General features: G+C 43.2%; 7 protein-coding genes and 1 pseudogene. 3 read left to right on the top strand and 5 right to left on the bottom strand.

The window, feature by feature from the left end; genetic code table 11:
* Positions 1-389: 389 nt before the first annotated feature.
* The 3 genes and pseudogenes from DSM107010_RS36510 to DSM107010_RS36500 all read right to left on the bottom strand — a co-directional run bounded on the left by DSM107010_RS36510 (position 390) and on the right by DSM107010_RS36500 (position 2,619).
* Positions 390-1,099, bottom strand: a pseudogene (locus DSM107010_RS36510) (IS6 family transposase).
* Positions 1,100-1,269: 170 nt separating this feature from the next.
* On the bottom strand, positions 1,270-2,223 hold the full coding sequence (locus DSM107010_RS36505; RefSeq protein ID WP_106169470.1) for a Rieske 2Fe-2S domain-containing protein: 954 nt from the start codon (positions 2,221-2,223) through the stop codon (positions 1,270-1,272).
* 60 nt (positions 2,224-2,283) lie between these two features.
* The gene (locus DSM107010_RS36500; RefSeq protein WP_106169471.1) at positions 2,284-2,619 is read right to left on the bottom strand and encodes a hypothetical protein; all 336 of its coding nucleotides are present in this window, start codon (positions 2,617-2,619) and stop codon (positions 2,284-2,286) included.
* Positions 2,620-2,863: 244 nt separating this feature from the next.
* On the opposite strand from DSM107010_RS36500, the gene DSM107010_RS36495 reads away from it, so the two are divergent.
* Positions 2,864-3,775, top strand: a complete 912-nt coding sequence (locus tag DSM107010_RS36495; protein WP_106169472.1) for a bile acid:sodium symporter family protein — start codon at positions 2,864-2,866, stop codon at positions 3,773-3,775.
* 80 nt (positions 3,776-3,855) lie between these two features.
* On the top strand, positions 3,856-4,554 hold the full coding sequence (locus tag DSM107010_RS36490; RefSeq protein ID WP_127025311.1) for a cytochrome P450: 699 nt from the start codon (positions 3,856-3,858) through the stop codon (positions 4,552-4,554).
* Here the strand turns inward: DSM107010_RS36490 and DSM107010_RS40730 are convergent.
* Entirely contained in the window at positions 4,551-5,036 is a 486-nt protein-coding gene (locus tag DSM107010_RS40730; RefSeq protein ID WP_199756023.1) for an HARBI1 family protein, read from the bottom strand. The two genes, DSM107010_RS36490 and DSM107010_RS40730, sit on opposite strands and share 4 nt — an antisense overlap.
* 7 nt (positions 5,037-5,043) lie before the next feature.
* Positions 5,044-5,397, bottom strand: a complete 354-nt coding sequence (locus tag DSM107010_RS40725) for a helix-turn-helix domain-containing protein (protein WP_199756022.1) — start codon at positions 5,395-5,397, stop codon at positions 5,044-5,046.
* Positions 5,398-5,433: 36 nt separating this feature from the next.
* On the opposite strand from DSM107010_RS40725, the gene DSM107010_RS36480 reads away from it, so the two are divergent.
* Positions 5,434-5,679, top strand: a complete 246-nt coding sequence (locus tag DSM107010_RS36480) for a hypothetical protein (RefSeq protein WP_106169474.1) — start codon at positions 5,434-5,436, stop codon at positions 5,677-5,679.
* The last annotated feature ends 63 nt before the right edge of the window (positions 5,680-5,742 follow it).

Here is a 5,742-nt window from a genome sequence, read left to right as displayed (position 1 = left end):
TGTCACCCATCAGCAATACTTTACTTTTGACAAGGCATTTATGTATGGATAACCATACATCCTATTTAGGATTGCTATACAAGTAACGGAACAAAGAACTGGAATAAGGACTTGACTTAAAGGATAACTGCTCTTTTTTCCATGTATATACGCAAAGAAAGTCAAAGTTTTGAACAATTAATTAGAATCAGTAGATCGAAAATTCTCTAAGAAAGGCGTAGAGTCAGGCAAGCATTAATCAAAGTTGAGCCATAACCTTTCGCATAGTTGTTGCACGAGACTGATGTTTACGAAATACAGCATCACAACTAAGCTTTTTGATAGTAAACATATCGGTTGTGTTGCAAAAAGTATTTAAGGACAGAGGCTTTCCTATCACTCAGCTCTCGTTATGCCGCAACTCCAAAAATTTGGCACACGAACTCTACTTGACCTAAAATGTCACCTTTTTCTACTCCTTGAATTTGTCCTTTTCGGATCGTGTTCATCGCTTCATAACCTCTTATCGTTCGCCTCGCCGTGTTGAACGAGCCAAATCCCATCCCCGGATTGACTAATCGTTTGATAAATCGATGGTTCTACTCCAGGATATTATTGAGGTACTTAACTCTTCGTGGGTCAGTAGTTTCAGCAAGAGATTGGTCTTGCGTAAGTTCGTCAAAAGCCTTGGGATAAGCCGCATTCTTATCCACATTTATCACTCGCGGCTTGGAGTTGTGAGAAGCCTTTAAAGCCTTACGGAAAAATCGTTCTGCCGCCCGCGTATCCCGTCTGGCACTCAACATAAACTCGATGGTGTTGCCTGATGAATCCACAGCCCGATAGGGATATTTCCACTCGCCCTTGACTTCAATATAGTTTCGTCAACGCGCCAAGAATCATTAGTCGGTTCCAGGTAAGCTCTGCATCGCTTATCCAGTTGGGGTGCATAAGCCTGGACCCATCTATATACAGTTGTATGGTCCACCGTTAGTTCCTGTTCCAGCATCATTTTTTCAAGGTTATGGTAGCTCAGGGGATACCGCAAATACCACCGCACACACAGCAGGATGATGTCAGATTGGAAGTGACGCCACTTGAACGGATACTTGGGGTTCATGAATAGCGATGGCTGACGTTAGTAAGTACAAATACTATTTTTCCAGACCCGATCCAGTTTTTGCAACACAGCCACTTCAACAAAGCCAAATTCAGTTCTCTTTATATTTTCTTTACAAATCAGCTCTCATAAAAGCGAGACAATCAAGACTCTTAAACAGTTGCTTAACCTCACCATTCTCGGTAAAGCTTTTGGGCATGAAACATAATTTCTTCATGCGGTAATCGAATCTTTGCTGGCTGACGAGGATACGAATTTTCAATCACTTGTGTATCCTGCTCTACCACCGTTGTAACAGCATTCAACATCGATCGCTGCAATAACGTATTAAATATTGGATGATTGAACTTGGCATAGACTAGCACAAAAGTTTTTGTTCGCGTTTCTGTTTCTGGGTACAGCACATGCACTTGCAAGATCTTTCCCGGCGGGAAGCGGGTTCTAAATGTGGCTAATGCGGGAAAGGCATATTCTAAAGTTCCGGTATAGGACTTGGGTACGAATAGGAGAGCGGGATGGCGGCGGATATCGTTGAAGGTGGCATCGTTGCGATCGAGTTCTTGCACTACCTTTACCCAGTATCCCTCTTGCTCAAAAACGGGAATCCGATTGGCTTTTATGCCGAATAACTTCCGATGGGTACCCATCGGATGGTTATAGTCGTAGCCAATCAGCAGGTTATTTAGAAACGTTCCCCGAATGCTTTTTTCCCCAGCAACGCCCAGAAAAGTCATGCCATGACTCAGATTCTCAATTAGATCGGGTACTGGAATTTTGGTACTCAAGCCTCCATACGTCCAAATGCAGTCGCCTCTGACAATCAACGCTAAGGGAGGCGTAAGCGGTTGTACCCCAGTCTTGCCAGATTGGTGCAATCGTCCCTGTCCGTCAAACTCCAAGGCATGAAAGGGACAGGTAATGGTATTTCGTTCGTGGCAAATCCAACCATCCGACAGCGAAGCCTGCATATGCGGACAAATGTTATTTAGCGCAAACACCTCTCCCTGCGAGTTTTGCCAGAGGACGTAATCCTGCCCATTCAGCGAAACTTTATGAGGGTTGTCGATCCCCAGCATGGAACGGTGGGCAATCAACCAGGGCGCACCAGGAAGGATGGTTTTCATAACAGCTCGAAGAACAATTAAGGGATACGAAATTATGTACGCGATGAGAAAAGGGCAGTCTTAAAGAGTGGAGAAAGGAGCCGTCAAAGAACGGGGTAAATACATGCACCATTTGAGAACGATCGTTCTCGATTGTGGCAAATTTTCTACCACGGAGGTAGTAACAACTAAATAATCGCTGTAACGGCGAGTAAAGTCAAATCTTAGGATTACTGAATCAAAATATAGCAGTTCTAATTGATTTGTGAGAAGAACTACGAGACAATACGCCCAGGTGTACAAGTCTAAAAGCAAACAACGAGTAACTAGCAATTTCTCGCTGCGATCGCAAAACTGCAATAATTTATTGCTTTTAGCCCAGATGTGCGAAATTTCAGAAAAGCGATCTTCTGTCAAGCTGATTTAGCAACATAACTCTTGGCAATTAAACACGACTATGAAACAATTATTGGGAAAAAACTAGAGCAAGTAACCGTATTATCAATTTTGCTCTAAGTTAGAACCTGCGATCGCAAAGCCTCGCCTTCTCGATAGTTCGCAAGCTCCTCAATAGTTGCAAAAAACAAATAATATCGAGTTCGCTTGCATACATAGATGTTACTGCACAATGCTGATTCAAGAAATCAATTTAGCCTAAGCTATGCAAACCAACTTTTTTACCGCCGTCCTTTTACCGATAGGTCTAGCGACCGTGATGTTAGGCATGGGGCTAACCCTTGTGCCAGAAGACTTTCAACGAGTGACCCGCTATCCCAAAGCTGTCGCTATTGGTCTGGTCAGTCAATTGCTCTTTCTCCCCCTCGTTGGCTTTCTGATCGCTTCGATCGTACCCATGCGATCGGAAATTGCGGTGGGATTAATGATACTGGCTCTGTGTCCAGGCGGACCTTCTTCAAACATGATTACTTATTTGGCGAAAGGAGATGTCGCCCTTTCGGTGACTTTAACGGCTTTGAGTAGCGCCATTACTGTCTTCACGATTCCCATATTTGCAAATCTGTCACTGCGATATTTTGTCGGACAAAATGCAGCGATTGCGTTACCAGTTGGGCAAACCATGTTGCAAATTTTCGCGATCGCTATAGTTCCAGTTGGCTTGGGAATGCTGGTGCGGCAAAAGTTTCCCGACTTAGCCCGCCGACTAGAGAAGACCGCGAACCGTCTTGCCATTGCCTTTCTCGCTTTAATTATCTTGGCAATTATTATTCACGAGTGGAATCGCATCCCCTCTTTTATCGCCCAAGTCGGGATTGGGGTAGCACTGCTGAATATAATCTCAATGGCGATCGGCTTTTGGTTTGGTAGGTTATTTAATTTGACATTTGCCCAACGAATTTGTATTGCGATCGAAGTAGGAATTCAAAATGCGACGTTGGCGATCGCCATTACTGCTGGACTGTTAAACAATCCCGATATGGCTGTTCCTGCTGCCATTTACAGCTTATTTGCTTACGCTACTGCCATTCTGACCATTTTTTATGGCAGAAGAGTTGCCCAGAGGCGCGATCGAGCGGAGACTTCGCTAGCAAACAATCTCTCAGCTCGCCCTTAACCGAACGCGCTGCACGATAAAGTAAGACTACTAAATCTTTCGCAATCCTCTGACTTTACTTTAGCTCGAAGTTAAAACCCATGATGTTAAAGCCTCGCCTTCCCGATAGTTCGTCAGCTCCTCGCTGGCTGCAAAAAATCCAGTTTGTACGCAACTCGATCGCTTACATAGATTCTGCACAACGCTATGGAGACATTTTTAACGCTCCGGTAGTTGGGAATCACGATGTTGTTTTATTCGTCAGTAATCCTCAAGCACTACAGCGCATTTTTACGAGTGACACGAAGCAGTTTGTTGCGCCACCAAATCAAGTCTTACAACCGATTGTGGGAGATTACTCCATCTTTACCTTAGAGGATCCTCGCCATCGTCGAGAGCGTCGGTTGTTAATGCCGCCTTTTCATGGAGAACGGATGCAAACTTACGGACAATTGATCTGTGAATTAGTTGACAAAGCCATGAGTTCGCTGTCTATTGGCACTCGGTTTTCTGCCCGTACTTTGGCACAAGAGATCTCTTTAGAAGTGATTCTGAAAGTCGTTTTTGGGATTGATCGAGAAGACTGTTTCGATCGTCTCAAGTCGCTGATGACTAACTTCACAGATTCACTAGACCTGTCCGAAAATCAGCAAGCCAGTCCGTACAAAGCTTTGAGAACCAGCTTTGATATCTTCGTGAAAACGCATAAACTAGGGTTAGAGATAGTTGGTGATAGTTTAGCCCTAGAAACATACACGCCCTTGATTTGGTTGAATAGTGTAATTATCACTTTGAATTAAATTGGCAAAATTAAACTACCAATTCTTAATCTGACTAAACCGCAAACAGTCAGAATTATCTGCTCGTATACAGAAGTGGCTAGTCGAAACCTTTCAGATGCAATGCGGAAAATTTTTATGAGTCTAATTAAGTGTTCGACCAAAATTCGCTCTTTTGAAAAGGCTTTATTCTCTGCTTTTTGCTCAGGAGTTAGTTCTCGTTTTCGAGGTTTTTTGTGAGGTGTACTGATATTTTTACCACCTCGATCACCTTTGTCGCCTTTAAATGATTGTCGAGAAGAAAATCTTTGTGGTTGATTACGAAACAATGAAATGTCACTGGTTCGACCCTTTGCCCCCACTACTATATCGACAATATCTTTCGCGTTGGGTAGCGAAACTACCTGACTTTTCAGAGTATGGCGCTTCTTCTTACCCGAAAAATATTCTTGTTGCTCTTTGTTATCTTTAGGTCTCTGCCTGGGCTGTTCGTAGCTATCCACAATTAACTCAAAGTCCGTTAATAGCTCTCTGTACAATAGCAGCATCGCTCTCTTGACTTTCTACCTGTTCGAGTAGACTACAAGGCAAAACTTCCCGCAAGATTTTTAGCCAGCAATGAAAGGTATCATTCGCCTCAGTTTTCGAGACATTAAAGTACATTCCTAAAACTTCAAATGTTGGCATTTGTCTTAAGTAAAATAGACTCAAGCCTACTTCTTCTGGAATTGTTAGTTTCGGTTTACGTCCCCCACCTCTGGCGTTGAGTCGAACTTTCTGACGTTCTGTCTCAGCTTGTCTCTCTTTATGGCTCAATTCAACTTGTTTGACTAAGAAGAAGAATTGTTCATAGCTAATTCCCAATATTTGCTTGCTACGGTGTGGATATTTGTGAATATAATGAAGTGGATTTTTCATCATGGTAGACCAACGGTAGACACTCAATTTCCCGTTCTACCATTTTTTTTATCCAAATTTATATTTCGGACAGGTCTAATGTATTTTGTCCTTACCCCAGGAGAACGGCATGACACAGTTGTATTTCCAGCTTTAGCTAAAGGTGGAAAGGTCAAACGGCAAGGGCGGGGTAGACCGAAGCATCGTAGTCAGTATCTAGTAGGTGATCAAGCGGCATTGTCAACTTAATGGGATAAATCCGAAAATCGGCACGATAATTCCTGAGTAGCCAGCTTGGCTAATTTTAAGCAG

Origin of the sequence: Chroococcidiopsis cubana SAG 39.79, assembly GCF_003991895.1 — a bacterium.
Lineage (GTDB): Bacteria > Cyanobacteriota > Cyanobacteriia > Cyanobacteriales > Chroococcidiopsidaceae > Chroococcidiopsis > Chroococcidiopsis thermalis.
The sequence above is the reverse complement of the archived record's forward strand: the minus strand, read 5'-3'. Positions and strand labels throughout refer to the sequence as shown.